This is a genomic window from Halosolutus gelatinilyticus (genome assembly GCF_023028105.1).
Classification (GTDB): domain Archaea; phylum Halobacteriota; class Halobacteria; order Halobacteriales; family Natrialbaceae; genus Halosolutus; species Halosolutus gelatinilyticus.
In genome coordinates this window covers 2,173,352-2,199,365 of the sequence record NZ_CP095491.1, presented here as the reverse complement: position 1 = coordinate 2,199,365, position 26,014 = coordinate 2,173,352, and the positions used below count along the sequence as shown (strand labels likewise).

The window sequence follows — 26,014 nt, the reverse complement described above, 5'->3', positions numbered from 1 at the left end:
ATTGATATGGGGACTTCGAAAATTTCGTTACCCGAATCGATCGCGATGGCAGTCGGGGGGATGGTCGGGGGCGGAATTTTCGCCGTCCTCGGGGTCGTTGCAGCGCGAGCAGGACGAACCACCTGGTTGGCGTTTGTCGTGTCGGGGGTGATCGCGTTCTGCGCCGGGTACTCCGCGCTTCGGCTGAATGCGCAGGCGGAGGGGCAGCTGAATCCGATCGCGTACGTCGAAGCGTTCACCGGGCGGACGACGCTCGCGGGGATGATCGGCTGGACGTTTATCATCGGATACGTCGGGACGATGTCCCTGTACGCCTTCGCATTCGGCAGTTACTTCGTCGAACTCGTCGGAATCCACACCGTGTTCGGGATTCCGCTTCGGCCGCTCATCAGCCTGCTGGCCGTCGGTACGTTCGTCGGACTCAATATCGCCGGCGCTCACGCGTCGGGGCGCACCGAAGACGTTCTCGTCGGACTCAAGGTGCTAATTTTGCTCGGATTCGGCGTCGGCGGGCTTTATTACGGGTTTCGCCACGGGGCGATACACTCCGGGCTGTCGAATTTCCACGGGGAGACGCTACTAGCGGCGGCGATCGGCTTCGTCGCGTTCGAAGGGTGGGAACTCCTGTTGTTCGACCAGGAGAGCATAGAGAATCCGAAAAAGACGATCCGAACGGCGATTTACGCGTCGATCGTCAGCGTCACTGCAATATACGTCCTCGTGGCCGTCGTGACGACGAACCTCGTGGACGCCGGGACCATCCAACAGCAATCGGAGACCACGCTCGCGGTCGCCGCGGAACCCGTCTTCGGCGCGATCGGGTTTCTCTTGATCTCGATCGCCGCGCTCTTCTCGACCGCGAGCGCGCTCAACGCGACGCTGTTCAGTTCGTCGCGCCTCTCGCGAATGCTGGTGGCAGACGATCTCCTTCCGACCCGGTTTCAGGGAGGGACAGACGAACCGGTTCGCCCGCTGCTCATCCTCGGCGCGCTCACCGCGTTGTTCAGCGTGTTCGGGAGTTTAAACGCGATCAGCTCGTTCGCGTCGCTCTCGTTCGTGACGATTTTCGGCGGCTTTAGCCTGCTCGCGTTCCGCGAACGGACCTCCCCGTTGACGGCGGTACTGCCGGCCGTCGGTTGTCTCGGCGCGATCGCAACCATCGTCGGATTGCTGTATTATCTGTACACGAGCGAACCGACCGTTTTCGTGACCGTAATCGCGCTCAGCGTTGTAGTCGTTGGTATCGAGTTGCTCTACTTCGAACGGAAGCCGATCGTCACCGACGTGGAGGGAGTCGAGCGTCAGATAAAATCGTGGTAACTGGTCTTGTCGGGGAGTATTCCGGTAAAACTCGAACGGCTCACCGGGAGATTTCAGTTCGGAACGTGAAATGTGAAATAGCGACCGTCCCGATTCCGAAGAGAAGGGGAAGCCAGTACGTAGCAATTCGGTAGAGCAGCGTCGCCGCCGCCGCGGTCGCCGCCGGAACGCCTGCGGTAGCGACGAGCAGTAGGATGAGCACCGACTCGACGCTTCCGAGTCCCCCCGGCAGCGGGAGGATGTTCGTTATCGCACCGAGCGGGACGATGAACAGGGCGACTTCCGGCGGGACAGTTCGACCGACGGCGTATACCGCGAGCCAAAGTGCAAGCGAGAGCCACACCCATCCGACGGTCGAGAAGATGAGCGCACGTCGGAGGTTACGCCGGTCGACGGCTACCCGCTCGACTTCGTCGACGAACAGCGCGAGACGCCGATGTAACGTTGGTGGTGAGACCGCGTGAATACCGGGAACGATCGCGCTCATCCGGGTCGAAATGCCGCCGAGAATTCCAGCCGTGGCCGCCACGGCCTGTCGTCGATGCCGCCACCCGTACGCGATACCGACGATGACCGTGGCGATCGCTGCGAACCCGGCCAGAAGTACGAGTTCGAGCCGTCGTCCGAGGGCGGCCGTCGCGGTGAAATAGAGGGCGCCGACGCCGGCCAGTGGCACCATCGGGGCATAATTCAGTAGATCGACGCTCGAAACCGTCGCGAAGCTGGTTTCGTAGTCGCTGTCCGAATGACGAGCGAGCAAAAACGCCGCGATCGGTTCGCCCCCGAGGTACGTCGATGGGGCGACGCTATTCGCGAAGAGAACGTTCCCGAACATGAGAACGGCGTCCACCGGTCCGTGTTCGATATCGAGAATTCCCAGCACGATCGAGAACGTATACGCCCACGCGCACGCCCAGAGGGTTACTGCAACGAAGATCGCGGCGATGACGAGTCTGCTTGCGCTCGATATCGCCGCGAGCGTGCTCCGGAATCCGACGGCAGAGAATACGACCAGTACCAACCCGACAGCGATGATGAAACCGATCGCAATGGTCGTCACCCGGACGCCAGCGGCAGTCATATTCGTTGTTCTACCCACGAGGACAAAATACTGGACTGGGACGATACGACCCTGCGCTACCGTCACTTCGGTTACGGAGGCCGACCGTGAAGCCTATTACGCGCTCGCGACGATCCGCGAGACGACTGCGCCAAGATCGTCCGCCAGTTCCCGTCGATCGCACACGGCGACGATAGCGGCGATCGAAGCCGGCGTCCCTCGATCGCGCCGGGGACAGAATCGAATCAGCGAATCGGCGACCCGGAGCACTGACGAATCGGCGTTCGATCGCCTCGGGCCTCAGACCCCGGGAATGCCGATCGCCTCCGGCGCGACGATGCCGACCATCGCGAGCGCATAGGCGATCGCGATGGCGACGATCCACGCGACGAACCCGATCGCGGCCGCGGTCCCCCAGCCGCCGGGGTAGCGCCAGTTGATGACGCCGATCCAGGCGAGCAGCATCAGCAGGATTCCCAACAGCGGAATCCAGCCGACGAAGTAGCTCACCACGGCCCAGACGATCGCGCCGATGAGCGCCGTCAGCGCGGCGTTCGCGACGCCGGCGTCGGTGTCCAGGATGAGTCGGACGCCGGCTAAGATCGCGATCGTACCGATGAGGAGGCTCAGGACGAAGACGACGGCGGAATCTAGGAGTGCCATATCGGATCAGGGCTTCCAGTTCAGTTCGATGGTGATCGTCTCCCGGTTCCCCCGCAGCATCGACGATCGCTCCACGACATCGACCGAGACGTTGATGCTCTCCGGCGGAGCGAGGTCGACGGTCTTGTTTCCGACGGCGACGTTGATGTCCTCGCCGCCCCGCTCGAACTCGTCGCCGAGACTCGCGAGGTACGATGCGAGTTCCGATCGCGTCATCGTCTCGTCGGCTGTCGTCCGTTCGGCCATACGGGTTCATTGACGACGCTGCCCGCAAAAGTATGGGGCTTGAACACGACACCAACGCCGCGTTACCGGACGCGGCGGGGTGAAACTGTCACCTACGGACGACGAACGCGGGAGCCGAGGGATCGTCGATCAGAACAGGTTCGCGTGCTGATAGACCGAGATGCCCTCGCCCGTGATCTCGTAGGGCTTTTTCTCCCGAGAGTGGTTCGCGTCGCGGATCTTCTGGATCTCGACGGCCAGCCGCGTCTCCCGGAAGTCGTCCGGCCGGACGTACTGGAGAACGAAGACGGCGTCGGTGAGGTACTCGACGATGCCGTACCGCGAGACGTACGGCGACTCCTCGGACGCCTCGCTGGTCAGCAGCGCCGTGACGCCGGCCTCCTTGAGGCCCTTCGTGAAGTCATAGAGTTCGTTGCGGCGTTTCGCCCGGTCGTCGTACATCATCTCGAGCAACGACACCGAGTCGAGGACGAGTCGCGAGGCGCCGAACTCCCTGACGAGTGCCGGCAGTTCGGTGCGGATCGACGCGAGGCCGGTCGCCATCTCGACCGGGTCGACGTCGACGACGGCGAGAGTGCCCTCGGCCTCGTACTCGTCGAACGCGTATCCCTTCTCGGTCGCGCTGTTGAGCACGCGCCGGCGGGTCTCCTCTAAAGTGATGAACACCGCGCTCTCGCCGTTTTCGAGCCCGCGGTTGAGAAACTGGAGGCCGAACGTGGTCTTGCCCGTGCCGGCGCTTCCCATCGCGACCATCAGCGATCGCTCCGGAACGCCGCCCTGGATCATTCGATCGAGGCCGTCGATCCCGAGGTCGATCCGCGGCAGCTTCGAGCCGACCTCCTCGTCGAAGTCGGGTTGGTCGCCGCCCGGCAATTCGAAGTCGACGTCGGAGAATCCCTCCGGTCCGTCGACGCCGCCGAGAGACGGCGCGCCCTGCAACGCTGAGCCGAAATCCTCGTCGAACAGCGAGCCGTCGCCGTCGTCGGTTCCCGTCTCGCCGTCGAACGCGGCCGACGCGTCCGCCAGCACCGACTCCGGGTCGGCCTCGAACTCCGCCATCGACGCGTCCGGTCGGTCGTCGGCTCGATCGTCGATCGTCGCGTCGTTCCTGAGCGCGCGCTCGAACCAGTCGTCCCCGTCGCCGGTATCGTCCTCACCCACGACGATCACCTCCCGATGCCGCGCGACCGCGGCCGGTGCTCGAGCGGACGACGGCGCCGGTCCCGCGCGCTCGCACGACTGTAAGCGGCGGATCGCGAGTCGGACTCGGGGAAACGTACTCCATGCAGAGGCCGCGACGGAATCGTCGCGAGAGAGTTCACGTACGCCCTCACATCCCACCCAGATTAATGTTGTTGCCGTCGGCCGGACGGTCGGCTACCGTAGTGAGGGATCCGTTAGCCGCAGGCGCACCGCGATCGATTCTGCCGCGCCGTCGGAGAAATCCACCCACGGCCGACCGCGAAGGGGGCTTTTTTGAGTGCGGGGCGGGTATGCGCCGACGATGGACGCCGAGGTCGGACTGGTCGCACAGCGCGACAACGAGCGGGCACAGACACTCGCCGCGAATCTCGTCGAGGCGCTCGAACGAGCGGACGTCGATATCGTCGTCGACGAGGAGACGGGGCACGCGATCGAGAGCGGCGAGAACGGAGGCGGGGCCGGACGCGGAATCGCGGTCCCCGTCGGCGCGATGGCGGGTCGCGACCTCGTGGTGAGTATCGGCGGCGACGGGACGTTACTGTTCGTCGCCCGCGAGGTCGGGAGCACGCCGATTCTCGGAGTCAACCTCGGCGAGGTCGGCTTTCTCAACGCCGTCTCGCCCGACGACGCGATCGACGTCGTCCCCGACGTCGTCGCCGATCTTCGCGACGAGGAGGCACTCGACCGCCGCGAACTCGATCGCCTCGAAGCGAGCGGCGACGGCTGGACGCTCGAACCCGCGCTCAACGAGATCGTCGTTCACGGGCCCCGACGGGGCCACGGCGGCGGCGCGACGATCGAAATCCTGGTCGACGGCGAACACTACGCCGAGAGCCACGCCGACGGCGTCCTCGTGGCGACCCCGACGGGCTCGACCGCCTACAACCTGAGCGAGGGCGGACCGCTCGTCCACCCGACGGCGAGAGCGCTCGTGATCACGCAGATGGCCGCGGGCGAGCCGATGCCGTCGCTGGTCGTCGATCCCGACACGGACGTCACGCTGGCGGTCACCGGAGCCGACACCGCCTACGCGATCAGCGACGGCCGAAACCGGAAACGGCTGTCGCCGCCCGCGACCGTCTCGGTCGAACTCGCGGCCGATCCCGTCACGCTCGTCGGGCCGCAGGTGAACTTCTTCGACGGGCTGGAAAAACTCGAGTAGTTCGAGACGCCGATCGGACCTACGCTCCGTCGATCAGCCGCTCGAGGTGCGCCGGCGGCACCGCGCCGCGGGCGGCGTGCCCGTCGGAGACGAACGTGGGGACGCCCGTAATTCGTTGCTGTCGCGCCTCGGCGAACTGCTCGTCGAGTTCCGCTTGGAGTCCGTCGTCGTCGACCGCGTCGCGGATCTCGTCGGCCGGCAGCCCCGTTTTCTCGGCGAGGTCCGTCAACACGGCGACGTCGCCGATGTCGCGGCCGTCCTGCCAGAGCGCCTCGTAGATCGCCGCGTCGAAGTCGGCCCACCGCTCCGGATAGGCGCCCTGCACGTACCAAGAGGCCAGCTGGGCGTTCAGCGAATCGACCTCGATCGCCAGTTCCTGCGCCATCTCGACCCCGTACTCCTCCCGCAGGCGGCGGACGTTCTCCCGCGCCTGGGCGAAGTACTCGTCATCCTTGCCGTCCTCGGCGTCGTGATCGATCGAACCGTCCGGATTGCGCTTACCGCTGCGGAGGTCGAACGGGTGCCACTCGACCGCGAGCGGTTCGTCCCGCGTCTCGCGGTACTGTTCGAGGGAGCGCTTCCCGAGGTAACAGAACGGGCAGACGTAGTCGGCGTAGAGGGTGAGCCGATCGGTCCCGGTCGTCGACGTCGCGGCGTCGGTGTCGCTCATGGGCGCAGTAGGGACTCGCGATTGAAAAGCGGATAGCAACCGGCAGTCACGCCGAATCGTCCGGACGATGCGGGCCGGGATCCGACCGCAGTATCAGTCGGCGCTCTCCCGACTGGCGGTGCCCGTATTCTCCGGGAGGTTCGGATCCCGGTGCGGGTTGCGACCGTAGGCCGGGAGCTCGTCGTCGAGCTGGGACTTTAGGACGCGGCGCAGCCGGTTCAGACTCGTCGTGTCGAGGCCGTACCGGGACGCCAGTCGTTCGAACGTCGGATCGTCGGTGATGTCGTGGGCGCGGTACTGGCCGAACAGGTCGTCCATCCGATCGGCCGAGAGGGCCTGCGCGTCGATGTCGTCCAGACCGAAGTACCGCTGGCGATCGACGTCGACGACGTGGCGGATCACCACCAGCGCGACCTTCGGGATGGCGCGTTGGCTGCCGAACTCGGTGAGGTCGATCTCGTCCATCACGCCCAGCGCGAGGTCCCGCTGCCACGGCGTCAGGTCGAGCGCGTTACACAACGCCTGCGTGGTTCGCAGTCGATCGAGGTGGTGCGCGCGCTCGCTGTACCCCGGCGTGGCGCCGTGTTGCTCGTCGTGGAGTCGACGGATGCTCTCCGAGAGATCCGCGTCGGGCGACTCCGGTCGGCCGATGACGGTCGCGCTCGGCGTAACGACGCCCCACCGGCGGACGGTCGAGTCCCGCTGGACGTCCGCCCGCGAGAGCGACCCGGACCCGGGGCGCGTCTCGAGCCGGCGATCGGACTCCTCGTCGACGACCGCCGCTTGCGCACCGCCTCGTCCGGGGTCGATACCGTCGTATTGCATCTCGTATTCCGCTCGGACAGGGAGACGGAAAAAGGCTCGCTCGTTTCGGCGGACTGATACCGATGATTGACAATCCGTGTGACACGTCTTCGGGTCACGACGACGATCGCCACTCCCGAATCTCGCCGTCGACTACGACCTCGGTTCCGACGTCGTCGAACGTCACGCCGCCGTAGGCGACGCTACTGCCCGGCCCCGAGTAGATACCCGCGCTACCGCACTTCGCCGCGCGGGCGGTCGTGAGCGTCGCGTCGACGTTTTCCCGGAAGCGAAACGCCTGGTCGTCCGCTCCCGTCGCCGTCACGCCGGTCAGCTTCAGGTCGTCCATATCGTCGAAGATGATCGCGTTCGTAAACGCGCCGTCGACGGTGACGTTCGAGACGACGGCGCCGTCGAAGCCGCTCGCGTACAGCCCCGATCCGGACGCCACCCCCTCGTCGTCGGTCCTGATCGTGACGTCGTCGATCGTCAACTCCCGGCGTCCGCTCTCGACGTGTCCCAGCGAAATCCCCCTCGCGTTTTCGATGCAGGAGACGCGATCGATCGTCAGATCGGCGACCAGATCGCCGGTATCGGCCCTGATCGCCGAGTGCTGACAGCCCGTGACGTACCCGTTCGCGATGCGGATCGACTCGTGACCGTCGCGGTGGATGTGAACGCCGTGGTCCGGATCGTTCTCCGGGTCGATCTCGAAGTTGTGGAGGGAACAGTTTCTGCACGGGGTATCGTCGTCCGCGACCAGCGTCTCTTCGCGGCCGTCCCATACGCCGTTCCGTGAGAGTCCAGACGCTTGCGTGTCGAACTGCAGCGGCGCGTCCGAGCCCGCCTCCCCGCCGCGAGTCGCCCAGTAGCCGTCCACCGTGACGTTCTTGGACGAGACGACGTCGATGTGGTGAAAGTAGATCGCGTCGCCGTACACGCGCTCCAACCGGACGTTTTCCGCGTGGGCGGGCACGATCCCGTTCGACTTCGGCGAGTCTATTCGGACGTTGCAGATTCCCCAGTTCGACGCGCCGTCGTATCCGGTCGCGTCGTACCCGCTATTGGAGATGAGCGCCCGTCCTTCCTCGTCGTCGGGACGCGGCCCTTCGAAGACGGTCGAGCGACCCGCGCCCAGGAGGATCGTATCGTCACCCACCAGCGGCGTCCGTTCGAGGAGATACCGACCGGGCGGGAAGTACACGATCCCGCCACCGGACTCGGCCACCCTCCCCAGAAGGTCGTGGACGGCCTGCCCGACCTCGGTGGCACCGTCGCCCTCGATCCCGTGCGCTTCGACGTTCCACACGGGCGTCTCTTCGGTGCGTGCGTGGACGCTACGTGCGACCTCGATGCTCGCCGAGTCGAACCGCGCGGACTCGAAGTGACTCGTTCCCGGCACCGGCCGGTCGGCACACCCCCGCCCGCCGAAGTACGTCCAGTCCTCGCTCGAGGCGTCCCAGCGCCAGGTGATCCCCTGATCGGTCGCGTGGTAGAGTTCGTCGTCGTACTCGCCGTCCGCCGGACGGTCGGCGATCGGACCGCGAACGATCGCGTGTTCGTCGACGGCCTCGACCGTGTCGGTGTGGTCCCACTCCTCGCCCGGGTCGTACGTCCCCAGTCCGAGCCGCGGCGTTCGATCGCCCATGATCAGTCCGTTCCGTAGCCGTAGCCGTACGCCGTTCCGTACCCGGATCGGGCGGACGCGACGCCCGAACACCCGGCGAGCGTCACGCAACCGCCCGACACCGCACAGAGGACGTCTCGCCGTCGCAGCTCTGAACTGTCCATAGCCCCAGACTCTCACGCGATCGCATAAAAATGGTCATCCGGTTCGAACAGCGTCTCGCGATTGATATGAATCGGACGGCGTCGCGACTACGGGGAACGAGAATTTCGAGAAGTTTCGAGAATCGGCGGTTTCCCGTCGTATCTTCACCTTGTGACCAGAAGCACTTAAATGGACGATCGGCGCCGACCCCCGCTCACCGAACCGCGTCGATCAGGTCGTCGACGAACTCGTCCAGCCGACCGGGATCGGGGCCGTCCCGCGCGTGAATCGCGGGATCGATCTCTCTCAGCGGGCGGGCGAACGCGGGACCGACGGCGTCGTCGATCGAGGCCGCTCCCTCGCCGCGTCGTTTCCGACCGAGCAGGTCCCGCGCGCGATCGATGCGCTCCGCCTCGAAGACCGCCGGCGCCTGCTTGTCGAGGAAGCGATCGAACGCGATCGCCGGCAGGTCGTGCTCCCCGCGCTCGCCGGTCGCCTTCAGGTAGCGGGCGGACATCGCCGCCCGACAGATCGTGAGGTTGCGCTTGACCGTCGGCTCGGTCCGGGTTTCCGCGAATCGCTCGTCGTCCCGATCGATCGTCGTCGTTCCGTCGTCGAGACCGACGACGTATCCGTCCGCGTCGGCCTCGACGATCGGGAACAGTTCGTCGTCGCTGCGCACCAGGTGGTGCGAGACGTACTTCCGGTAGTTATTCGTCGCGATGCCGCGCCACGCGTGGTAGAGGTCCATCGGGTTGTACGAACGCTCGACGTACGTGGCGAGGGCCGCGGGATCGTACGCGGTGCGGTAGCGGATCGGGCTTCGGAGCAGGTCGATCGCTCCGTCGTTGGACTCCGCGAGCAGGCGCGCGAACGTGCGGACGTCCCACCCCTGTAACTCGACGTCGTTGCGGCTGTCGACGATCGTTTCGGAGGGGCTCTCGAGGTGCGCGTACTGCCGGAGATCATCGGGAACGTAGACGAATCCCACATCGTAATCGCTCTCGGGGCTCGCTGCACCCCAGGCGTGGCTGCCGCGGGCGACCGCCAGAACGACGGAACTGTCGTGGGCTGCTTCGAGGTCCGTGAGGTGGTCGTCGACCCTCTCGTAGACGCGCTCCGGAACGGATGTCATCGTCAGGAATAGATCGGGTGGAACGGCAAAGTGACTAGCGGGTACGAAACGAGCGGCGAGGATCTCCCGTCATAGCACCATCTTGTGACCAGAACCACTTAAAGAACGAATCGGTCCGCGTACCGGACAGCATCCCTGTCATCGAGAGGCACACCACCGTTAGAATAATTGATACCGGATGACCACGTAGTGATATGTTCTATCAGGGCTCCCAGTCGTCGGTCTCGCGGTTGCATTTCCGCTCGGCGACGTCGGACGAACCGTTCCGGTCCTCCCGTTCGGGATCGACCGACGCCGAGCGTGGTGGGTAACGCGTGTCGGAACCTGCCGAATTCGTACCGCCCGAGCGCGTCGACAATCCGCTGTGGCTGCTGCTCCGGCGCTACGCTCGTCCCCACGCGGTTCGGTACGGGATCGCCGCCGTCGGGACGCTACTCGCACAGATCCCACAGCGACTGCCGGCGCTCGTGATCGGCGTGGCGCTGGACGCGATCCTCCTGCAGGACGCCCCTTACGCGATCCCGTTCGTACCCGGGTCCTGGATCCCGGAGACGACGATGGGACAGGTCCGATTCACCATCGGCCTGCTGGCGGTCGCCTACGTCGTCGACGGCGTCCTGAGCTGGCTGGCCGGCCGACTCGAGGGGACGGCGCGGCTCCGGACGCTCCACGAGATCCGGGTCGACACCTTCGAGTCGGTCGTCGACCACGAACTGTCATTCTTCGACGGCCACCAGACGGGCGACGTTATGAGCGTCCTGAACAACGACGTCTCCAACCTAAACGGGTTCGGGAACAACGTCTACCAGGGTATTCGGCTCTCGATGCAGGTGCTGGTCGCCTTCGCGTTCATGCTGACGATCGACGCGCCGCTGGCGGCCCTGCTGGCGATCATGCCCCTCCTGCTGATCGGTCTCTGTCGGGGGTACATGACCCGCGTCGAGCCCCGCTACGAGCGGGTCCGGGAGAGCGTCGGCCGGGTGAATTCGCGACTCGAGGACGGCATCGAGGGCATCGAGACGGTCAAGGCCTTCGCGCGCGAGGACGAGGAACGCGAGGCACTCGAGGACGCGTCCGGGGAGTACCGCGACCGCAACTGGTCGGTGATCCGGCTGCGACTCCTCTTCAGCTACGCGAGCTGGACGACCGTCTCGTTCGCCTTCATCGGGTTGTTCGCGTTCGGTTCGCACCTGGTCCTCCAGGGAACGCCGTCGCGGATCGGCGGCTCGCTGACCGAGGGCGCGCTCCTGACGTTCCTGCTGTACAGCAAGTCGTTCTACCAGCCGATCCGGCAGCTCATGATGGACGTGCTCGACAGCTACGAGGACGCACTGGCTTCGAGCAAGCGGATCGTCTCGGTGCTCGAGGGCGACCGCCCCGACCGAAACGAGGGCCGGGAGCTGTCCGTCCCCGAGGGTCGTGTCGAGTACGACGACGTCTCGTTCACCTACGATGGCGCCGACGAACCGACGCTGACGGACGTCAGTTTCACGGCCAAGCCGGGATCGCTCGTCGGTGTCGTCGGGCCCACGGGCGCGGGCAAGTCGACGCTGACGAAACTCCTGTTCCGGTTCTACGAGCCCGATCGCGGTGCGGTCCGGATCGACGGCACCGACGCCTCGACGGTCTCCCGGCACAGCCTTCGGACCCACCTCGGCTACGTCTCCCAGGATCCGTTCCTCTTCTACGGGACGGTTCGAGAGAACATCGCCTACGGGGTTCGCGAGGCGCGTAGCGCCTCGAACGGCGAGCGGGGAGGCACGACCCGCGAGGCGCGCACCGCCACAAACCGAGCCAACGGGACCGGCGAGGACGAGCGCTCCGTCAGCCCCGACGTTCCCGACATCGACCACGAGGACGTCGTCGCGGCCGCGAAGCTCGCTGGCGCCCACGAGTTCGTCACCGACCTCGAGGACGGCTACGACACCCAGGTTGGCGAGCGCGGCGAGAGCCTCTCCGGCGGCCAGCGCCAGCGGATCGCCATCGCCCGGGCGATCCTCAAAGATCCCGCGGTCCTGGTGCTGGACGAGGCGACCAGTCACGTCGACAACGAGACCGAGCGTCGGATCCAAGAGAGCCTCGACGCGACGGCCGGCGAGCGGACGACGATCGCCGTCGCTCACCGGCTCTCGACGGTGCGAAACGCCGAGCTGATCCTCGTCGTTGACGACGGCGAGATCGTCGAGCGCGGCACCCACGAGGAGCTGCTCGAGCGAGACGGCCTCTACGCCGACCTCTGGCGGATTCAGGTTGGAGACACCGAGGCGGTGTCCGAGGCCTTCCTCGAGCGAGCGCGCGCCCGCGGCGAGGCGAGCGCCGCCGAACCCGTTCCCGGGGAGAGGGTGTCGCGATGAGTCGCGACGGCGAAGATGGCGGGGAGGGTGAGATCGCGGCCGCGGCCGACGAACGGTGGCCCCTACTGTATCTGCTCCGCGAGCGCGGTCGCGGAAACCTCCGATGGCTCGGTTTGGGAAGCGCCGCCTCGGTCGGCGCACAGCTGCTGTCCAACGTCGACATGCTGATCGTCGGACTGGCGTTCGACGCGATGTTCAACGACGAACCGTACGCGCTGTGGCTGATCCCCGACGGCTGGATTCCCGGCGATCCGACGGGTCAGCTCCTGTTCACGGCGGCGCTGCTGGCGAGCCTGAAGGTGATCGACATGTCCCTGGGGATCTTCTCCCTGTGGGCCATGTTCCTGTTCGCCCAGCGAACCCAGCACCGCATTCGGGTGGCCGCCTACGACGCCGTCCAGCGGCTGGACGCCGGGTTTTTCGACGACCAACGGACCGGCGAGGTGATGAGCGTCCTCAATAACGACGTCAACTCCCTCGAGGAGTGTCTCACGCACGGACCGAACCTCGCGCTCCTCGCCGCGACGATATTCGGAAGTTCCGTGCTGTACATGGCGATCCTGAATTGGCGGCTGGCGCTGATCTCGCTGGCGGTCGCACCCGCTCTCGCCGCGGTCAACGTCTGGTTCAGTCGCCAGCACGAACGCCGCAACGACGAGGTCCGCGAGGAGACCGGCGTCCTCAACGCCCTGCTCGAGACCAACGTCGGCGGCGTCGAGACGGTCAAGGCGTTCGGCGGCGAGCGGTACGAGACCGATCGCGTCGAAGTCGCCTCGGACGCCCAGCGCGAGGCGTCGTGGCACGCCCACCTCGTGGGCGTCCTCCACCAACCGTCGATGCGCCTGCTCGCCGGCGTCGCCTTCGTTCTAACGCTGTTCGTCGGCACCGAGTGGGTCGTCGAGGGACGGTTCTGGTTCCTCACGGGGACGATCACCGCCGGCGAACTGATCCCGTTTCTCTACTACACCCAGCAACTCGCCCAGCCGATGCGCTTTGCGGCCTGGGTGACCGGCCTATACAAGAGCGGGAAAGCCGCCGCCAAGCGCGTTCTCGGGCTCCAGCGAATGGATCCGCCGCGCGAGGACGGCGACGTCGCGCTCGAGGACCCCCGCGGCGAAGTGCGCTACGAGGACGTCACCTTTGCGTACGACGAGGCCGACGAACCGGTGCTCGAGAACGTCTCGTTGGACGTCGAACCGGGCGAGACGATCGGGCTCGTCGGCCGGACCGGTACGGGAAAATCAACGTTGCTGAAGCTCCTGATGGCGTACTACGATCCCGACGAGGGGCGGATCACGGTCGACGGTCGCGACCTCCGGGAGTGTTCCCGTACATCGCTGCGCGAGTCGATCGGCTACGTCCGACAGGATCCGTTCCTGTTCGCGGGAACGGTGCGAGAAAATATCGCGTACGGGGTTGGTGAGGCTACAGACCGAGCGACGGACGACGATACAGAGGCCGCCAACCGCCACGTCTCCGACGAGGCGATCGAGGCCGCCGCGCGCGAGGCCGCCGCGCACGAGTTCATCGTCGATCTCGAGGACGGCTACGACACGGAGGTCGGCCAACGCGGCGTGCGACTCTCGGGCGGCCAGCGTCAGCGGATCGCCATCGCTCGTGTCCTGCTGACGGAGCCGTCGATGTTCGTCTTCGACGAGGCGACCAGCCACGTCGACAACCGCACGGAGGTGCTCATCCAGCGCAGCCTCGAGCGGATCACCGCCGATCGGACGACGTTCGTCGTCGCCCACCGGCTGTCGACGGTCCGGAACGCAGACCGCATCCTCGTCCTCGACGACGGCGAAATCGCCGAACGCGGGACGCACGACGAACTTCTCGAGCGCGACGGCGCCTACGCCGACCTCTGGCGGGTACAGGTCGGCGAGGTCGGGGCCGGCTCGAGTCGCTGATCGCCCAGTCCGTTCGTTCGTAGCGCGACAGCGGTTATTGCCGAGTGTTGCGACTCGAGTACGATAGAACGCGGTAGAATCCGGCTTCCCGTCATAGCTCCACCTTGTAATCAGAAGCACGTAAAGGACGAACGAATCCGACGGACGCGCCGCTATGAGAGTAGTCCACCCGAAAACGAACTGTTCTCCCCTCGAATCTCCACCTTGTGAGCAGAATCTCGTAAAGCGTCGAGCGATCGACTGGGGACGATAGTTGAAACAGCACCCGACGCTCATCCGTCCGTACAGAACAACCGCGAGAGAACCTGACTTCCCGTCGTATCTTCACCTTGTGACCAGAGGCACTTAAATGGGATCGGGGAGCGCAGAACGATGGCACTGCGATAGAGTGACGACTGATTACCGGAATAGGACACGGCAGAACCGACGATCTCCCGTCATAGCTTCACCTTGTGACCAGAACCACTTAAAGAATCGCAGGCGTCCGGATCGATCCCTCGAGTCCGCTCGAGCGGTCGGTATCCGGGCGTCCCTCGAGAACAAAGGGCTCGGGGCGAACGACGGGAACGGGACGGCTGCGACGTCTCGAGGCGCGTCCGGAATCGGAAATTGTGCGTTCCGAAAGCCATAATCGCGTGCTACCCCGAATGCGAGCAATGACTCAGCAGCTGCCGGACGTGCAGGCAACGTCACCCGAGGTCACCGTCGGCCTCAGCCAGGTCGGTGTCACCGGCGTCGAGAAGCTCGTCAAGATCGCCCGCGAGGACAAGCGCCCGATCGTCCTCACCGCCGAGTTCGAGGTCTTCGTCGACCTCCCCGCGTGGCGCAAGGGCGCGGACATGAGCCGCAACATGGAAGTGATCGACGAGATTCTGGAGGACGCCACCCGCGACGAGGCCTACCGCGTCGAGGAGGTCTGTGGCGCCGCCGCCGAGCGGCTCCTCGAGAAACACGACTACACCACGCGCGCTGAGGTCTCGATGGAGGCCGAGTTCATGCGCCGCGAGCGGACGCCCGAGAGCGATCGCGAAACCCAGCACACCGTCGACATCGTGGCGGCCGCGGCGGCCACGGAGGAAGGGACCCGCGAGGAGATCGGCGCCACGGTCACCGGAATGACCGTCTGCCCGTGCTCGCAGGGGATGTCCGCCGCGCGGGCGAAACAGACCCTCGAAGACTTAGGCGTCGAAGAGGAGACGATCACCCAGTTCCTCGACGAAGTACCGCAGCCGGGTCACTCCCAGCGCGGCCACGCGACGCTGACCGTCGAATCGAACGGCGACCCGGACGTCGACCTCAACGACGTCATCGACATCGCCCGCGACTCGATGAGCGCCCGGATCTACAACCTCGCGAAGCGTCCGGACGAGGACCACATGACCTACGCCGCCCACGCGGACGCGAAGTTCGTCGAGGACTGCGTCCGATCGATGGCCGAGGGCGTCGTCGACGAGTTCGATCACCTGCCCGACGACGCGGTGATCACGATGAAACAGTCCAACGACGAGTCGATCCACCAGCACAACGCCCACGCCGAGCGCGTCGTCGAACTCGCGACGCTGCGCGAGGAAGTCAACGGCGACCACTGAGCGCGACGCGAGCGGCGATTCGGCACGTATCCGGAGCCGCAGTCGAGCGGCCGACCGTCGCCGCTCCGCGCACCCGGTTATCGGACGGTCGTTACCGGAACCGGCGAGCGTCTCGTCACCGTCTCGGCGACGCTCCCGAGGAGGACGCGACTCGGGCCGGACCGGCCGTGACTTCCGACCACGATGTGATCGAGGTCGTTATCCTCGGCGTACGCGGTGATCGTGCGTGCCGGCCGTCCTCGCGCGAGTTCGACGGTTACTTCGACGCCGCGTTCCGCTGCGGTCTCGCGCGCGGCATCGAGAATCTCTCTGCCCTTCTCGCGCACCCGCTCTACGTACTCGTCGGTGTACGGGAACCCGCTGTCGTTGTACGTCGAGGTTCTATCGAACTGAATTACGTGGAGAACGGTGATCCGATCGTCGGGATACTCGCGCAGGGCGTAATCGAGGGCGTTTCTCGACTGCTCCGAACGGTCGATCGGAACGAGAACGTGTCGGCTCATGCCGAACGATACCACTCGTGTCGATATAGTATCGCCCAGTTATCAGAACGATTCGATTACTTCTCGAACAGTCAGTCTTCGACTGGTGTCTCGCAACCGGCGTTCGAGACCGACGAGTCCGCTTCGACGGGGAGAGGCGAATCAGAACTCGAGCGGGTCGGCCTGCCGCCAGTGTGGTGCGAACTCGTCGTGGACGTCGGCGGCGAACTCGGGATCCTTCAGATCGATCATGCCGAACGCCTCGCTCGACGAGAGCGGGTTCGGGACTTGGATGCAAACCTCGACGTTATCGATGATGTTGAACGTTCCCGTCACCTCGTCGCTGATCCGGACGTCGAAGTCGTCGCGGGCTTGGAGCGTCTGGCGATACCGCCGGCCGACGTTCTCCGAGAGCGCGCCCATCAGGTCCGAGGTCATCAGGATGTCGACCAAAACGTCCCGATCGAGGGCGTCTTCGAGCTGGACGAGAACGTCGTCGCCGAGCGTCCGGGTGTCCATCTGCGGGACCGGGTCCGCGGCGACGATGACGATGTGCCGATCGGCGGCCGCGAGTCGCTCCAGGAGGAGGTCGAGCGTTTCCTCGGGGCCGACGGCGGCGGTCCAGAACTGCTCTTCGACCGGTTCGGCCGCGTCGAGTTCGTCAGCGAGATCGTCGACGATCGACTCGTACTGGTCGGCTTTCGCTTCGAGTTCCTGTTTCTTGTCGTCGAGCAGGCGATCGAGCGCGGTCGCGGGTTCGACCGCGACGTACTTCTTCGGGCGACTCGCCGTCTGACTGCGCACCAGATTGTACTGTTCGATGCTGTTGAGCACGTCGTAGATCCGGCCCATCGGGACGTCGCTCGCGCGCGAGAGTTCCTTCGCGGTGGTCGGCCCGGTGTTCAGCAGTGCTCGATACGCTCGAGCCTCGTACTCCGACAGCCCGAGGTCCCTGAGACTGGCCATATGAAGGGGAAACTGATCGAAAGAACATAAACGCTGTGGTGGTTTGATGTTCGATCGATCTCGGGCGCCTCAGACCCGAGCGTCACTCGAGCACGGCCCGGATTCGATCGCTCAACTGCTCCGGAGTTTCGGCCGATTCCGAGCTCCGGTCCCCTCGGTCGACCCTGGCCGTCCCCGCCTCGAGGTCGTCCGTCGCGTTCGGCACGACGACCTTCTCGTGATCCGCGAGCCGCAACGCGGCGCGGTGGAGCTCGGAGCCTGGTTCGTCGGCGACCCGAACGACGAGCGGTCCGTCGAGGAGTCGGGCGACGGCCGTCCCGTAACGGGCGATCTGGACGCCGAACCGATCGCTGGCGCCGGCGAACGCCTCGAGCGTTTCCCGCGCGTGCGCTCGATACCGATCTTCACCCGTGAGGGCGGCGAGTTCGAGCAACCCGTCGGCGAACGCGACGTTGGAATCGAGCGGGCGCAACGGGCGATCGCAGAGTCCGACGCCGGCGGCCGGACCGTCGACGAACGAGTCCCCGTCGCGGAGGCGATCGATCGTCGCGTCCGCGACCGCGCGGGCGTCGTCGACGGCGGCCGAATCGATCGTGCTGGCCGCCGTCGTCAGCGCGGCGAGGACCCGCGCCTGGTTCGCAAGTAGACAGGTCGGCTCGTCGTCCGCGGCCTCGGTCGCGTCCCGCTCGCCGTACTCGTCGCGCACGTGGACCGCGACGCCGTCGCGGAGCAAGTCCATCCGGAGCGTCGAGAGCGCTCGCTCGGCGTACCGGCGAGCCCGGTCGTCGTCGGTGTAGGCGTAGTACGTGCACAGTCCCTCGATCGCGAGCCCGTTCGGTCCGGCGAAGACACCCGCGTCGACCGGCGGGTCATCGGCGACCGCGCGATCGGTCGCGTCGAGGCTGTGGGCGTCGGTTTCGCCCGGAGCCTGGCTGTTCGCGAACGCGTCGGCCTCGTCGTTCCACAGCGTCGTGGTGAGGTAGTCGACGGTGCGCTCGGCCGGCTTGCGATACTCGTCCGCGCCGGTGTGCAGGTACGCGTTCGCGAACGCGCGGACGAGCGAGCCGTTGGAGTCGAGCAGCTTCTCGTGTTGGAGTCCCGACCAGTCTCGATCGCTCGCGAACCGGTAGAAACCGCCGTCGTACTCGTCCAATAGATTCGCGCTGACGGCGTCGAACGAGCGCAGCGCCATCTCCCGATCGCGCTTGAGCGCGAACTCGAGGGCGTCGGGCAGGGGAAACTTCGGGCCGGTCCCCCATCCGCCGGCGACCTCGTCGTAGGTTTCGGTCAGCTGACCGAGCATCGCCGACTCGACGTCGCGCGTGAGGTCGCCCGCCGGCGGATCGTCTTCGCGGAGCGCCCTCGGGACGCGTGCGGCGCCGCTCCCTTTCGTCTGCCACATGGTTCGGACGCTGTCCAGCACCTGTCGCATGCCGTCCGGCCCGAGGGAGCCCGCGCCGGTCAGGACATTCCCGTCGGGGGAGAGAAAGACCGTCGACGGAAAGCCGCCCATATTGTACCGATCGCGCACGCGCGGTCGCCGATCGGCGTCGACGCGGATCGGAACAAAACCGTCGTTGACGTTCGCCGCGATTCTGGGCTCGGCGTACGTCTCCGCGTCCATCTCGTGGCAGTGGTCGCACCACGTCGCAGTGAGCGAGAGCAGGACGGGCGCGTCGGCGTCCTCGGCCTCGTCGAAGGCCGCCTGGCCCCACTCGCGCCACTCGACGCGTGTCGGATCCTCCATATCAGATCGTCGCGAGTCGCGGGCGTAAGCCCTTCGTTCGATTCTCGTGCTCGCGCGAGGAACGCGCCGCCCACGCATCGAGAGTAAAGGGTTTTCACCCTTCGGCGGCAATATCGGAGCATGCTCCGGTGGATCTTCGCGCTGTTGCTCATCCCCTTTCTCGACGCAGTGATCCTGGCAGTCGTCGTCAGCCAGACGACCTACATCGGCTGGGTCGGGATGGTCCTGCTCGTCGTCCTGACGGGACTCGTCGGGATGTTGCTGGTCCGCGCCGAAGGTCGGCGGACGATCCGGAAGATGCAGCGATCGCTGGCCGCCGGGAAACCGCCGGCGAACGAACTCTTAGACGGCGGGCTGCTCATCGCCGCCGGAGCGTTCCTGCTCACGCCCGGCCTGGTGACGGACCTGCTCGGATTCTTGCTGGTGCTCCCCGTAACCCGGATCCCGATCCGCATGGCGCTCAAACGCTACGTGATCGTCCCGTACGCGAACAAAAAGACCAGCGGCCTCGCAAGCGGCACGGTCTGGACGTTCGGCTTCCCCGACCAAGGCGCCGCCGGCGGTCCCGGTGCCGAGAATTCGGCGGGTGGAGGGCCCGAATCGCCCGACGGCGGCACGTACGACTTGAGCAAAGACGACTACACCGTCGACGACGACGAAGGCTCGTACACGATCGACTTCGGCGACGATCGGGACGACTCGACGGACGAATCCGACGGCGACCCCTACGCTCGGTAGCGATTCTCACGGGGCCTAAAGAAAGAAACGCTTAAACATCCCACCACACAACGGAGTAATGCGGACGCGGGCCAATAGCTCAATCAGGTTGAGCGCCACTCTGATAAGGTGGAGGCTCTCGGTTCAAATCCGAGTTGGCCCACTTTTGACGCGAACAACGCGAACGGAGTGAGCCGTGAGCGTCAAACGTGTATCCAACTCGGATTTGGAGTACGGAAGACGCATGCTCACGAGCGAAGCAAGTGAGACCGTCTTCAGGTGGTTCAAATCCGAGTTGGCCCACTTCCTGCGGCAAGCAGTATCGCGAGCCGCGTGAATGTGTTGCTACGAGGGAACCACGTGGGCGGATCGCAGATAGCCGATCGAATACGGACCCCGACTCTCCACCTGCCACCTGTTAGTTCTCCGTCCTGAAACGATCGGTGAGTGCGACCGCGTACCCATAAACCTACAATCTCGCACTTCACCAACTGAGGCTATATGGCGGGCGACATCGATCTGGGCGGGCGCGACGAGCCGTTACGAGGTGCAGACGATCACGCCGAACTCCTCTCCGAGCTCGACTCGCACGATCTCGCGATCGCGACCGAGCCAGACGCCGATACCGGACGGTTCGAGTACGATCGCGACGCGGACCCGGATGCGGTGTTTCCCCAGTCGATAGCTAGCGGCGGGCCGACTCCGTCCGGCGTAATCCTCTGGACGCGACTCGCACCCGTCGTCTTCGATCCGGACGAGCCCTTAGCCGTGCGAGTGGCCCACGATCCTGACTTCGACGACGTCGTCTACGAGGGCGTGGTTACCGACGCCGAACAAATCCGGGCCCACGACTACACGATTAAAGTCGATCTCGACGGACATCTCGACTCGGACCGCGAGTACCACTACCGGTTCTACTACCGCGACACGGCCTCGCGAATCGGGCGGTGCCAGACGCTTCCCGCGTCCGACGCCTCCCCCGAGGCCATGCGGTTCGCAGTGCTCGCCTGCCAGAACTATTGCAACGGCTACTATCCCGCGTATCATTACGTCGCCCGCGAGGACGTCGACTTCCTCGTCCACGTCGGCGACTTCATCTACGAGTCCAGCGACGGCCACTTCAAGGGCCTCGGCTCGTACGACTACCCCGGTCGCGAGAAGGAGTTGCCCAGCGGAAACGGTCGAGTCTGGGGGCTCGAAGACTACCGGTACCTGTATCGCACGTATCGAAGCGACCGATTCCTCCAGGAAGCGTTAGAGGCGCACACGATGATCGCCGGGTGGGACGATCACGAGATGGTCAACGATCTGTACTGGGACAAACGGCGGGATGCGCCTGCAGGTGACCACCCCCAGGGCGATGACCCCGCGTTCATGACCGATCTCGTCGCCGACGCGATGCACGCCTGGTGGGAGTACATGCCCGCCCGCGTGCACTACGATCCGCGCGGCGACAACCTCCAAGACCGGTTCCAGCTCTGGCGCGAGTTCGAATTCGGGGACCTCGTGACGCTCGTGATGACCGACGAACGCCTGTTCCGCGATCCGCCGCGCGAAGCGATCCCGACGGCGGATAACGTCGGCCCGCACCGCGAACCACCCGGGCGGACGATGCTCGGCGACGACCAACGCGAATGGCTCATCGACACGATCATCGAATCGGAGACGACGTGGACGGTGTGGGCCGACGAGGTCCTGACCGTTCCGCTCCGCGTCGGCTCCGGACCGCTGTCGCTCTATCCGGTCCAGGGGGGCTGGGACGGGTACACCAGAGAACGGATGCAAATCACCGAAACGATCGCGGAGGCCGACGTCGACAATTTCGTGACCCTGACCGGCGACATGCACTGTTATATCGCCGCCTACTCGCAGTCGTCGTATCCCGGGCGAATTACGGGCGGGGAAGGCGTCGCACAAGGCGAGCGAATCGGCGTCGAGTTCATGACGCCCGCCGTGACCTCGCTCAACGTCGCGGAGGCCCTGCACCTGACCCGCGGCTGGCGGCGAACGCTCACCGAACCGCTGCTGTCGCGGCTGGTGCCGGCGATGAATCCGCATATCGAGTTCTTCGACGGCCACCACTGGGGGTATTCGGTGGTCGAATTCTCGCGAGACGCGTGTACGTATATCGGCTACGCCGTCGACAAGACGGTCAACACATCGGACGCCGATCGTTCCGTCGTGGCCGCGTATCGCGTTCCGGAGGGGATAGTCTCGCTCGAGGACGTGACCGACCAGTATCTCTTACCGTGAAGATCCGAGCCCCGCAAGACTGACTGCAGGCGGTTCACGTTCGAGGTGACACCCGCTGTTTCGAGGCCCAGCCGCGGGGCTGATCTACGTTCGGGCGATTCACGGCAAATCTCGGTGATCGCCGGGACGGTTCGGCCGCTACCGGCGGGTGCTCCGAGGGCGCGTCACTCTCGCCGGTAGCGAACGGGAACGTAGGGGACCAGCGACGCTGGAATCGATCCGGCGAGACGCTCGGCGACGCCGGCGAGGGGTTTGCGCAGGGCGGCGTAGACGGTCGACGCGGCGACGAGCGCGATCGCACCGGCGGCGACCGATTCGGGGCCGATCGCGACCAGCGGCGCCGCTGCGAGGCTCGCGAGCAGCAGGTCCTCCGGCGCGCCGTCGTAGCGGACCCAGCGGCGAGGCGGGAGCCACCGGTCGTGAAAGTGACTGTAGACCGCCTGATCGGACGTCCCCCGCCAGGGCCGTAGCTCGAGCCCGCCGCCGAAGGCGTCGGAGACGGCGTGCAGCGCCGCTGCGGCGAGCGCGACCGCGATCGCCACTGGCGCCGCCGACGGGACGACGACCGCGAGTGCGAGCGCCGGGAGCGCCGCGATCGACGCGTAGATCGGGTAGTGAAACGTCTTCCGGTGGCCGGCGTAGAGGTCCAGGTCGGGCGCCAGCCCGCCGACGAACCCGGCCGCGAACGCGGCCGGTGCGAGTTCCGGGGCGATCGCGAGAACGGGGAGTGCGAGCGTCATGCCCCAGAGCGCGTGCGTCGTCGCCATCATCGTGACCCGGCGTAAGCGACGGAAACGCATAGTCGTTTCCCGCGCTCGACGGCCGGTTCGGGAGGATGCGACGTCGCCTCGAGCAGGGCGGCGAGAGGCGCCGGTATCGGGCATCTTTTTGCCCGAGACGGGTGACAGAGATCGTATCGATGTCGATATCACGTGACGCCGAACGCGGAATCAGGCTCGGGCTCCTCGCGGTGTTCGTCGCCGGTTGCCGCCGGCGGAACCCGGGTGCGATTGCGAACGCGCTGCTCGCGTTCGTCGCCACGTACTGTCCCGCCGTCGTCGAACGCCGGTACGGCGTCGAGTTCCGCCCGTGGCAGCGCGTGTACGTCGAAGCGGCGATGATAACGCACGCCGCCGGGATGCTCGGCCCGTACGACGACGTCTGGTGGTGGGACCACGTTACGCACGCGCATTCGGCGACGCTCCTCGGCGGACTCGTCTTCGCGAGCGCTCGCCGCCGCGATCGAAATCCGCGGCCGCGAGTTATCGCCGTCGTGAGCTGCGTCGGAATCCTCTGGGAACTCGTCGAGTACGCGATTCACGCCGCGGCGAACCGCCTCGGATTCGAGCCGTTGCTCGTTTCCTACGGAAAAACCGACACCGCCCTCGACCTCGTCTTCAATCTCGTCGGCGCGCTGCTCGTCCTCGCGTTCGGCGATCGGGTCCTCGAAAACTTCGTCTCGTCCGAACGACGTTCCCGCGAATGAGGGCATCCGATCCGACGGGTGCTCCGTTCGCGATCGGGCGTCCGATCGCGCGAGCGACGATGGCCGCCGATCCGGAGGGTGCTCGCTCGCGCTCAGGTCGGCTGTTCGTCCGTCGGGCGATCGTCTCTCGGCTCGGGCCTGACCGCCTCGCCGGTTCGAACGACGGCGTAGCCGCCGAGGAGGAACAGGACCCCCGACAGCAAAAATGCGACGTCCCAGAGGAGAACGCTTCCGGGGCCGGCCGGCCAGACGTGGTGAATGCCGAGGAGCTGGTGGTTCACGAGCCCCTCGACGAGGTTGAACGCGCCCCAACCCATGATCACCGATCCGAGGAGCGCCCGCCCCGACTTGGGGACCGCCGGTCGGCGCCACGCGCGAACGAGCAACGCGATGCCGGCGATCGTACAGAGGTAGGTTGCGGCGTGGAAGAGACCGTCGGCGAGCACGTTCAATCGCAGGTTCGCGACGGTCGTCGGCTCGGTCTGCGCCGACAGCATGTGATGCCACTGTAGGAGCTGGTGGAGGACGATGCCGTCGAAAAAGCCGCCTAGGCCGATTCCGAGTACGATCCCGGCGATCACGAGCGGTTTCGCGTCCTCGCGGAGCCCGAGCCACGTCTCGTCTTCTGTTGCCATACGAACGCCTCGCGGCCGAACCAAAAGCGGATGCGGCTGTCAGTTGCAAGCGGTCGACGGACGCGCGATCGGCCACAACGCCCGCGTTCGGCCGAACGCGAGTCGCCGCCCGCGATCGACGGCTGGTAGCTTCATGGTCGTGGCCGTCGGAGAACCGATCGAATGACCGACACCGGCTCGATCACGTTCGTCCCGAGCGTCCACTTCTCGCCGACCCACCGCCGCCGCGTCCGCGAGACCATCCGCGACGTCGACCCCGATCTCGTGGCCGTCGAACTCGACGAGCGTCGCTTCGAACGGCTCGATCGGGAGCAGCGGGGGTCTCCGTTCGACCTCGCCCGAGAACTTCCGCCGCCGACCGCGGCCGCGTACGCGACGCTTCAGGCGCTCCAGCGGACGGTCGTGCGTCTGTACGGCCTCGACCCGACGAAAACCGACATGGAGACGGCGATCGAGACCGCCGCCGAACTGGACCTCGACGTCGCGCTCATCGACGATCCGATACCGGACACCCTCGAGGCGCTCTCTCGACGCGTCGGACTGGAGACGCTACCGAAGCTGCTGATCCGGGCCCAGACGAGGGGACCGGCGGACTACGCTAGGCAGTTCGAGGTGATGACGACCCCGTTCTCGGAGGTCACCGACGGCGACGATGTCCAGCCGGTGATCGACCAGCTACGGCAATTGCTCCCCGAAGTCGCGGAGGTGCTGATCGATCGGCGGGATCGATCGATGGCGGCTCGCCTCCGCCGGCTGCGCGCGGACGGGTACGACGTCGTCGCGGTGATCGGTGCGGGACACCACAACGGGATTCGGCGCGCCCTCTCCGACCTCGACGAGGGGGTCCCCGATCGAACGCCGGCCGTACCGATCAGAACCCCCAGCCGAGCGGTGACGCGGATTCCGATCGATTGAGCCGCGGGCTGGCCGGATCGGCGTCGGAAGCGTGTGGTCGAACCGTCAGGGTGGGACGCTCGAGTCGGGGTCTGCGGAGTCGCCCGGCCGCTCCGAAAGGTGTTGGTACGCGAGCAGGTCGTCGTCTTTGATGACGACACAGAGGATATCACCCTCTTCGACGTCGTCCATCTCGGACGCCGGTTCGACGTGTTGATCGACGACCTCGCCATCCTCCTCCAGGAGGAGGACGACGTGTCTGTCGTCGACGATCCGATCGACGACCGCGACGTACTGATCCGCGTCAGTCGGTTCGTCGTCGACGCGGGAGCGAGCGCTCGCGTCGATCGAAGTGATGACCGTCGCGCCGGCGAGCGATCCGACCGTTCGAACGACGCGTCGTCGCGACAGTAGGTTGTTCGCTGCCATACCCCCGCTGGCCGCGCCATCACTGATAAACTCGAGCCCCGTTTCAACGGAGAGACGAGAACGCCCGGTCGGCAGTTCGTCGGGCCGCGGGACACCGATCGTTTTCATATTTTTTAATATACGTACTAGAATCCGTCATGTACTCAGAATCTTCGGTTCGGCGCCCGTATCGAATTTCCCTGAACGTCCCGGCGGTGGAAACCGCCGTCGAACGAGCATCCGAATTACGGCTACTGATTCGGTCGTATTCGATTAACCGTCGAACTTCCGATCGCCGTGTTCAAACGCCAGCTCCGGACAAATAGCCGTGACGGTTCCGTTTCACAGTGCTCACCGGACTGGTTCCCACCCTCCGATGAACGATGGATCTCATTCGACCAGGGACGGCGATCGGACGTCGCTGCCGGATTTGCTCGTTCGAGCACTCGAAATTTGGATTTTCGAAACGTGACTATTATCTGGTGGATTCGAAAATATGTAGTTGTTATTATCATCTGATTCGGTGCAGCTACTGGCGT

At 65.7% G+C, this 26,014-nt stretch carries 24 protein-coding genes and 1 tRNA gene; 10 read left to right on the top strand and 15 right to left on the bottom strand.

The genetic code is table 11. The features are described 5' to 3' along the window. The first annotated feature begins 6 nt into the window (after positions 1-6). The gene (locus MUH00_RS10745; protein WP_345780915.1) at positions 7-1,320 is read left to right on the top strand and encodes an APC family permease; all 1,314 of its coding nucleotides are present in this window, start codon (positions 7-9) and stop codon (positions 1,318-1,320) included. Between the two features lie 40 nt (positions 1,321-1,360). On the opposite strand, the gene MUH00_RS10740 is transcribed toward MUH00_RS10745, so the two are convergent. The 4 genes from MUH00_RS10740 to MUH00_RS10725 form a co-directional block, all read right to left on the bottom strand. After that, positions 1,361-2,401, bottom strand: a complete 1,041-nt coding sequence (locus MUH00_RS10740; protein WP_246998345.1) for a lysylphosphatidylglycerol synthase transmembrane domain-containing protein — start codon at positions 2,399-2,401, stop codon at positions 1,361-1,363. Positions 2,402-2,680: 279 nt separating this feature from the next. Then, the gene (locus MUH00_RS10735) at positions 2,681-3,043 is read right to left on the bottom strand and encodes a hypothetical protein (RefSeq protein WP_246998343.1); all 363 of its coding nucleotides are present in this window, start codon (positions 3,041-3,043) and stop codon (positions 2,681-2,683) included. A gap of 6 nt (positions 3,044-3,049) precedes the next feature. Continuing rightward, on the bottom strand, positions 3,050-3,289 hold the full coding sequence (locus MUH00_RS10730; protein WP_246998341.1) for an amphi-Trp domain-containing protein: 240 nt from the start codon (positions 3,287-3,289) through the stop codon (positions 3,050-3,052). Between the two features lie 129 nt (positions 3,290-3,418). Next, entirely contained in the window at positions 3,419-4,459 is a 1,041-nt protein-coding gene (locus MUH00_RS10725) for a KaiC domain-containing protein (RefSeq protein WP_246998339.1), read from the bottom strand. Positions 4,460-4,793: 334 nt separating this feature from the next. On the opposite strand from MUH00_RS10725, the gene MUH00_RS10720 reads away from it, so the two are divergent. Continuing rightward, complete coding sequence (locus MUH00_RS10720; protein WP_246998338.1) at positions 4,794-5,654, top strand: NAD(+)/NADH kinase; 861 nt, start codon at positions 4,794-4,796, stop codon at positions 5,652-5,654. A gap of 19 nt (positions 5,655-5,673) precedes the next feature. On the opposite strand, the gene MUH00_RS10715 is transcribed toward MUH00_RS10720, so the two are convergent. The 5 genes from MUH00_RS10715 to MUH00_RS10695 form a co-directional block, all read right to left on the bottom strand. Beyond that, positions 5,674-6,324 carry a DsbA family oxidoreductase gene (locus MUH00_RS10715; RefSeq protein WP_246998336.1) on the bottom strand — a complete coding sequence of 217 codons (651 nt, stop codon included), beginning with the start codon at positions 6,322-6,324 and terminating at the stop codon, positions 5,674-5,676. Positions 6,325-6,417: 93 nt separating this feature from the next. Then, the gene (locus MUH00_RS10710) at positions 6,418-7,149 is read right to left on the bottom strand and encodes a DNA-directed RNA polymerase subunit epsilon (RefSeq protein ID WP_246998334.1); all 732 of its coding nucleotides are present in this window, start codon (positions 7,147-7,149) and stop codon (positions 6,418-6,420) included. Between the two features lie 94 nt (positions 7,150-7,243). Further along, complete coding sequence (locus MUH00_RS10705) at positions 7,244-8,776, bottom strand: glycoside hydrolase family 55 protein (RefSeq protein ID WP_246998332.1); 1,533 nt, start codon at positions 8,774-8,776, stop codon at positions 7,244-7,246. Between the two features lie 2 nt (positions 8,777-8,778). Next, positions 8,779-8,919: a hypothetical protein gene (locus tag MUH00_RS10700; protein ID WP_246998330.1), complete on the bottom strand. Its 141-nt coding sequence runs from the start codon at positions 8,917-8,919 to the stop codon at positions 8,779-8,781. A 194-nt stretch (positions 8,920-9,113) separates the two neighbouring features. Next, positions 9,114-10,034 carry a nucleotidyltransferase domain-containing protein gene (locus MUH00_RS10695; protein WP_246998328.1) on the bottom strand — a complete coding sequence of 307 codons (921 nt, stop codon included), beginning with the start codon at positions 10,032-10,034 and terminating at the stop codon, positions 9,114-9,116. A gap of 314 nt (positions 10,035-10,348) precedes the next feature. Between MUH00_RS10695 and MUH00_RS10690 the strand changes: the two genes are divergently transcribed. The 3 genes from MUH00_RS10690 (at position 10,349) to mptA (ending at position 15,887) form a co-directional block, all read left to right on the top strand. Then, positions 10,349-12,388: an ABC transporter ATP-binding protein gene (locus tag MUH00_RS10690; protein WP_246998326.1), complete on the top strand. Its 2,040-nt coding sequence runs from the start codon at positions 10,349-10,351 to the stop codon at positions 12,386-12,388. Next, entirely contained in the window at positions 12,385-14,298 is a 1,914-nt protein-coding gene (locus MUH00_RS10685; RefSeq protein ID WP_246998324.1) for an ABC transporter ATP-binding protein, read from the top strand. Before MUH00_RS10690 ends, MUH00_RS10685 begins: the two co-directional genes overlap by 4 nt. Positions 14,299-14,954: 656 nt before the next feature. After that, positions 14,955-15,887 carry a GTP cyclohydrolase MptA gene (gene mptA, locus MUH00_RS10680; RefSeq protein WP_246998322.1) on the top strand — a complete coding sequence of 311 codons (933 nt, stop codon included), beginning with the start codon at positions 14,955-14,957 and terminating at the stop codon, positions 15,885-15,887. Between the two features lie 77 nt (positions 15,888-15,964). On the opposite strand, the gene MUH00_RS10675 is transcribed toward mptA, so the two are convergent. The 3 genes from MUH00_RS10675 to MUH00_RS10665 all read right to left on the bottom strand — a co-directional run bounded on the left by MUH00_RS10675 (position 15,965) and on the right by MUH00_RS10665 (position 19,082). Next, positions 15,965-16,390, bottom strand: a complete 426-nt coding sequence (locus MUH00_RS10675) for a universal stress protein (RefSeq protein WP_246998320.1) — start codon at positions 16,388-16,390, stop codon at positions 15,965-15,967. Positions 16,391-16,531: 141 nt separating this feature from the next. Then, positions 16,532-17,335 (bottom strand): TrmB family transcriptional regulator, encoded by an 804-nt coding sequence (locus MUH00_RS10670; protein ID WP_246998318.1) that lies wholly within the window; start codon positions 17,333-17,335, stop codon positions 16,532-16,534. A gap of 82 nt (positions 17,336-17,417) precedes the next feature. After that, on the bottom strand, positions 17,418-19,082 hold the full coding sequence (locus tag MUH00_RS10665; RefSeq protein ID WP_246998316.1) for a DUF255 domain-containing protein: 1,665 nt from the start codon (positions 19,080-19,082) through the stop codon (positions 17,418-17,420). Between the two features lie 120 nt (positions 19,083-19,202). Here MUH00_RS10665 and MUH00_RS10660 point away from each other — a divergent pair, with 120 nt between their 5' ends. The 3 genes from MUH00_RS10660 to MUH00_RS10650 all read left to right on the top strand — a co-directional run bounded on the left by MUH00_RS10660 (position 19,203) and on the right by MUH00_RS10650 (position 22,052). Then, positions 19,203-19,820: an FxsA family protein gene (locus tag MUH00_RS10660; protein WP_246998314.1), complete on the top strand. Its 618-nt coding sequence runs from the start codon at positions 19,203-19,205 to the stop codon at positions 19,818-19,820. A 68-nt stretch (positions 19,821-19,888) separates the two neighbouring features. Beyond that, positions 19,889-19,962, top strand: a tRNA-Ile gene (locus tag MUH00_RS10655). 338 nt (positions 19,963-20,300) lie between these two features. Further along, entirely contained in the window at positions 20,301-22,052 is a 1,752-nt protein-coding gene (locus MUH00_RS10650; protein ID WP_246998312.1) for an alkaline phosphatase D family protein, read from the top strand. A gap of 164 nt (positions 22,053-22,216) precedes the next feature. Here MUH00_RS10650 and MUH00_RS10645 read toward each other — a convergent pair whose 3' ends face one another. After that, positions 22,217-22,822, bottom strand: coding sequence for a metal-dependent hydrolase (locus tag MUH00_RS10645; protein ID WP_246998310.1), 606 nt, complete (start codon positions 22,820-22,822; stop codon positions 22,217-22,219). A 149-nt stretch (positions 22,823-22,971) separates the two neighbouring features. Between MUH00_RS10645 and MUH00_RS10640 the strand changes: the two genes are divergently transcribed. After that, a complete protein-coding gene (locus tag MUH00_RS10640) occupies positions 22,972-23,538 on the top strand; it encodes a DUF2238 domain-containing protein (protein WP_246998309.1) in 567 nt (188 codons plus the stop codon). 92 nt (positions 23,539-23,630) lie between these two features. Here MUH00_RS10640 and MUH00_RS10635 read toward each other — a convergent pair whose 3' ends face one another. After that, on the bottom strand, positions 23,631-24,173 hold the full coding sequence (locus MUH00_RS10635) for a DUF2243 domain-containing protein (protein ID WP_246998306.1): 543 nt from the start codon (positions 24,171-24,173) through the stop codon (positions 23,631-23,633). 162 nt (positions 24,174-24,335) lie between these two features. Between MUH00_RS10635 and MUH00_RS10630 the strand changes: the two genes are divergently transcribed. Next, complete coding sequence (locus MUH00_RS10630) at positions 24,336-25,088, top strand: TraB domain-containing protein (protein WP_246998304.1); 753 nt, start codon at positions 24,336-24,338, stop codon at positions 25,086-25,088. A 45-nt stretch (positions 25,089-25,133) separates the two neighbouring features. Here the strand turns inward: MUH00_RS10630 and MUH00_RS10625 are convergent, their stop codons facing one another. After that, positions 25,134-25,496, bottom strand: coding sequence for a hypothetical protein (locus tag MUH00_RS10625; protein ID WP_246998302.1), 363 nt, complete (start codon positions 25,494-25,496; stop codon positions 25,134-25,136). Positions 25,497-26,014: the final 518 nt, after the last annotated feature.

Bases quoted from the DNA above. Each gene is read 5' to 3' on its own strand.
- MUH00_RS10745 (WP_345780915.1), top strand. From the start codon at position 7: ATGGGGACTTCGAAAATTTCGTTACCCGAATCGATCGCGATGGCAGTC.
- MUH00_RS10740 (WP_246998345.1), bottom strand. From the start codon at position 2,401: ATGACTGCCGCTGGCGTCCGGGTGACGACCATTGCGATCGGTTTCATC.
- MUH00_RS10735 (WP_246998343.1), bottom strand. From the start codon at position 3,043: ATGGCACTCCTAGATTCCGCCGTCGTCTTCGTCCTGAGCCTCCTCATC.
- MUH00_RS10730 (WP_246998341.1), bottom strand. From the start codon at position 3,289: ATGGCCGAACGGACGACAGCCGACGAGACGATGACGCGATCGGAACTC.
- MUH00_RS10720 (WP_246998338.1), top strand. From the start codon at position 4,794: ATGGACGCCGAGGTCGGACTGGTCGCACAGCGCGACAACGAGCGGGCA.
- MUH00_RS10715 (WP_246998336.1), bottom strand. From the start codon at position 6,324: ATGAGCGACACCGACGCCGCGACGTCGACGACCGGGACCGATCGGCTC.
- MUH00_RS10710 (WP_246998334.1), bottom strand. From the start codon at position 7,149: ATGCAATACGACGGTATCGACCCCGGACGAGGCGGTGCGCAAGCGGCG.
- MUH00_RS10705 (WP_246998332.1), bottom strand. From the start codon at position 8,776: ATGGGCGATCGAACGCCGCGGCTCGGACTGGGGACGTACGACCCGGGC.
- MUH00_RS10700 (WP_246998330.1), bottom strand. From the start codon at position 8,919: ATGGACAGTTCAGAGCTGCGACGGCGAGACGTCCTCTGTGCGGTGTCG.
- MUH00_RS10695 (WP_246998328.1), bottom strand. From the start codon at position 10,034: ATGACATCCGTTCCGGAGCGCGTCTACGAGAGGGTCGACGACCACCTC.
- MUH00_RS10685 (WP_246998324.1), top strand. From the start codon at position 12,385: ATGAGTCGCGACGGCGAAGATGGCGGGGAGGGTGAGATCGCGGCCGCG.
- mptA (WP_246998322.1), top strand. From the start codon at position 14,955: ATGACTCAGCAGCTGCCGGACGTGCAGGCAACGTCACCCGAGGTCACC.
- MUH00_RS10675 (WP_246998320.1), bottom strand. From the start codon at position 16,390: ATGAGCCGACACGTTCTCGTTCCGATCGACCGTTCGGAGCAGTCGAGA.
- MUH00_RS10670 (WP_246998318.1), bottom strand. From the start codon at position 17,335: ATGGCCAGTCTCAGGGACCTCGGGCTGTCGGAGTACGAGGCTCGAGCG.
- MUH00_RS10665 (WP_246998316.1), bottom strand. From the start codon at position 19,082: ATGGAGGATCCGACACGCGTCGAGTGGCGCGAGTGGGGCCAGGCGGCC.
- MUH00_RS10660 (WP_246998314.1), top strand. From the start codon at position 19,203: ATGCTCCGGTGGATCTTCGCGCTGTTGCTCATCCCCTTTCTCGACGCA.
- MUH00_RS10650 (WP_246998312.1), top strand. From the start codon at position 20,301: ATGGCGGGCGACATCGATCTGGGCGGGCGCGACGAGCCGTTACGAGGT.
- MUH00_RS10645 (WP_246998310.1), bottom strand. From the start codon at position 22,822: ATGATGGCGACGACGCACGCGCTCTGGGGCATGACGCTCGCACTCCCC.
- MUH00_RS10640 (WP_246998309.1), top strand. From the start codon at position 22,972: ATGTCGATATCACGTGACGCCGAACGCGGAATCAGGCTCGGGCTCCTC.
- MUH00_RS10635 (WP_246998306.1), bottom strand. From the start codon at position 24,173: ATGGCAACAGAAGACGAGACGTGGCTCGGGCTCCGCGAGGACGCGAAA.
- MUH00_RS10630 (WP_246998304.1), top strand. From the start codon at position 24,336: ATGACCGACACCGGCTCGATCACGTTCGTCCCGAGCGTCCACTTCTCG.
- MUH00_RS10625 (WP_246998302.1), bottom strand. From the start codon at position 25,496: ATGGCAGCGAACAACCTACTGTCGCGACGACGCGTCGTTCGAACGGTC.